Origin of the sequence: Microcystis sp. LE18-22.4A (assembly GCF_027531105.1) — a bacterium.
Taxonomy (GTDB): Bacteria; Cyanobacteriota; Cyanobacteriia; order Cyanobacteriales; family Microcystaceae; genus Microcystis; species Microcystis aeruginosa.
Genome location: NZ_JAPZRB010000512.1, coordinates 1 through 3,031 on the forward strand (window position 1 = coordinate 1; position 3,031 = coordinate 3,031).

Annotated in this window: 4 protein-coding genes and 1 tRNA gene; 2 read left to right on the forward strand and 3 right to left on the reverse strand. The window is 44.2% G+C overall.

Going from position 1 to position 3,031, the window contains the following annotated elements:
* Positions 1 to 244 precede the first annotated feature (244 nt).
* A tRNA-Arg gene (locus tag O9295_RS22005) sits at positions 245 to 317 on the reverse strand.
* 88 nt (positions 318 to 405) lie between these two features.
* Entirely contained in the window at positions 406 to 1,545 is a 1,140-nt protein-coding gene (locus O9295_RS22010) for a ferrochelatase (protein ID WP_288035372.1), read from the reverse strand.
* Positions 1,546 to 1,743: 198 nt separating this feature from the next.
* On the opposite strand from O9295_RS22010, the gene O9295_RS22015 reads away from it, so the two are divergent.
* Positions 1,744 to 2,502 (forward strand): LmeA family phospholipid-binding protein, encoded by a 759-nt coding sequence (locus O9295_RS22015; protein ID WP_002757745.1) that lies wholly within the window; start codon positions 1,744 to 1,746, stop codon positions 2,500 to 2,502.
* A 154-nt stretch (positions 2,503 to 2,656) separates the two neighbouring features.
* On the opposite strand, the gene yidD is transcribed toward O9295_RS22015, so the two are convergent.
* Positions 2,657 to 2,887, reverse strand: a complete 231-nt coding sequence (gene yidD, locus O9295_RS22020) for a membrane protein insertion efficiency factor YidD (RefSeq protein ID WP_079208867.1) — start codon at positions 2,885 to 2,887, stop codon at positions 2,657 to 2,659.
* Between the two features lie 91 nt (positions 2,888 to 2,978).
* Here yidD and O9295_RS27545 point away from each other — a divergent pair.
* The coding region (locus O9295_RS27545) for a helix-turn-helix domain-containing protein (RefSeq protein WP_353845532.1) at positions 2,979 to 3,031 on the forward strand (53 nt) is incomplete at its 3' end.

Consider the following 3,031-nt stretch of genomic DNA (forward strand, 5'->3'; position numbering starts at 1 on the left):
TTGCGGGGATCGGGGGGAAAATTCAGGTACTTTTTCCCTGAAAATTAGGTAATTGACTACCTCAAAATCGGTAAAACCCCACACCCCACACCCCACACCCCACACCCTGCCCCCAGGAAAAGCTTTTTCAGCAAACCCTAGGTAGTTGACCACCTGAAAATCGGTAAAACCCTACACCCCACACCCCACACCCCACACCCTACCCCCAGGAAAAACTTTTTCAGCAGACCCTACTTAACAATAACGGGTACGGTAGGGATCGAACCTACAACCGTCCGCTTAGAAGGCGGATGCTCTATCCATTGAGCTACGTACCCAGGAAAGCACAATTATAGATTATACTTCCAAAAGTGACAAGTGGTAGGACTAATTTTCGCCGTTGCCCCTCTTTGCCACTGTCCAAGCTTAATGATGGTGGTGATGTCCGTGGTGATGATGGTGATCGGAATGAATGTGAGGAATTGTTACAGAACTATTGACAGATAAAGCCTCTTGTGATAGTAAAGCTTCGATATGTTCCTCGGCCCAATCGGCGACCATCTGGCAAAATTCGGGGTTATCGTTGACACAGGCCATCTGCACATAATTAACCTGGTCGTGCTTGCGGCGTAAAGCTTCGATAATATGCTCCACATCCAGTAAAGTTTCGTGATTTTCCGTAGCAAAGCCAATCGGCATGAAAATTAAGGCTTTGGCCCCTAATTCAATCAAATTCTTCGCCGCTAACTCTGCATTCGGTTGCGTCCATTTAATTAAGGGGGTTTGGTGATTTAACCAACCCACAGAAATCAAGGGATAACGATAGATTAATTTTTCCCGGACCAACTCGTATAAAGCTTGACTTTCATCGATTCCCGACGTAAATCCCTTAGCTTCGTGGGGACAACCGTGATTCATCAAAATAATGCCAATTTGCGAGGGAAGACAGCTACTAGCTACCTCGGCCGCGATTTTTTCCTCCACTAACCGCGCCATTAGATCTATATAAGCGGGTTGGTTATAAAACGAGGGAATATAGCGCAATCCTTTAACCCAATGTTCCCCCGTTTGTCCTTGAGCTAAAGCTTTGTTAACTTGTTCGATCGCAATGCCACTGGTAAAGATAGAATCAACAACGAGGAGAGGATAGATCAAAATTTTCTCGAATCCCCGTTCGCGGATTTCCGTTAACACCTGTGCCGGTAAAAAAGGCGCGCAGAAGTTAAACGCTTTGAATACCTCCACCCGATTACCCCATTTTGCCTGTAAATTGCGCTCGATTTCCTGTCTTTGATGCTCGAAAATGTGGTTATGGGGCGAAATAAAGTGATTATGCTGGTGCTGCCATTCGTGTAGGTCAAATATGGCCAATAATTTCGCTAGGGGAGGATAAACCCAAGTCGGTACAGGAGCGAACTTAGCCGTCAGCAAATTTAAGGCCTGTTCATTATAGTTGGCAAAGTCCTCATAACTCTCCACTTCCCCGTATCCCATTAATAATACCGCCACTCGATCGCTGTGGTTGTGGGTAGCGGCTAACTGTTGTTGATCTGAAATGGCAACCACGTTTTTAACCCCGATTTTCTAAGTGAAAAACGCTATATCACTGGGATAGTAGCACTTTTCTATCCTATCCCCTAGCACGGGATAGACCGCTAAAAATTTATAACCTCTACAGAATCATACAGATTGCTTATCATCCTCATTAATAAAACGAGATGTAAAGAAACTTTAAATAATGTTAAGATCGTTGTAGTCCCACTTATGAGAGATATGACAGCAGGCGTGTTTGGTAGCTTACCTTTTCCCAATCAGAGCGGCGATCAACTCATCAGTAAGGCGGTGAGTGCTGCGATCGCTGCATTATTCAAACGGACAGGCAAGCTGAAAGCCACTGTCCGCGCCGAACCCGTGGCCAAATTACTGCAAGGCAGTATCGACGGTTTTGACTTTATCGGTCAGTCGATGCTGATGTACAATGGCCTACGCATCGAAGCCATGGAATTGTATGTACAAGCGGTGGCGATCGATTTTAGTGCCATTTTTACCGGACAGGTAAAACTCCGTCAACCGACGCGGGCCACTTTGCGGGTAGTTTTAACGGAAGAAGACTTAACCACCTCTTTTAATACACCTTTTATTGTCGAAAAACTGCAAAGATTAGAGTACGAAGGTAAATCAATTCACTGTCAGAATACGGAATTAATTCTCAATGACGATAAAACTTTAACTCTGAAAAGTCTCATCAAATTGGGAGAAGAAGAACCAATTCTTCTAGAAATGACCACTGCTGTGGTTGTGGAAGAACGGCGAAAAATTCAATTTGTTGAGGTGGTTTATCAAGGGGACGAAAGATCGAAAGCTTTAGGAGAAGCTTTAATCAGCCACGTTAACAACCTCATGGATTTAGATAAATTTGCCCTCGATGGTACTCAATTAAGAGTCGATCGACTACGTTTAAAAGATAAACAGATCATCTTTTATGGTATCGCCGATATCGAGCGTTTTCCCCAAAGAAAATAGGCAACCATCAACGGGTCTAAAAATATCAAGAGTCTTACAGACTTTACCCTAAAAATGAAGTATAACCTAATTTGGTATTGACTCCTGAATCCTGACTCCTGAATCCCCAAAACGAAAACCTCGTATCTCACCATTGAGATAACTGCTGTAGGTTTCAATCGTGCTTGTGGCTACAGGGAGGCACAGGATCGTAACCTCCGGGGTGAAAGGGATGACAACGGAGAATACGCTTAATTGCTAACCAAGAACCCCGCAGCACACCAAAGCGCTCGATCGCTGCTATGGCATACTGGGAACAGGTGGGTTGAAAACGACAGGAAGGGGGAAATAGCGGCGAAATAAACCGTCGATATCCCTCAATTAAGCCAATAAAAATTCCTTTCATCGGAAATTTTGGGTCTGAAACCCCGTCGTTCTACGACGGCTTTACTGTTAAATATTAGCACATTTACGAAATATATGCTAAAATGTGAGACATGGAAAAAGCCTATTCGTTTCGATTTTACCCCACACCAACACAAGAGTCGCT

What these genes read in the sequence shown, in the direction of transcription:
- yidD (WP_079208867.1), bottom strand. Translation starts at nt 2,887, where the DNA reads ATGAAAGGAATTTTTATTGGCTTAATTGAGGGATATCGACGGTTTATT.
- O9295_RS22015 (WP_002757745.1), top strand. Translation starts at nt 1,744, where the DNA reads ATGAGAGATATGACAGCAGGCGTGTTTGGTAGCTTACCTTTTCCCAAT.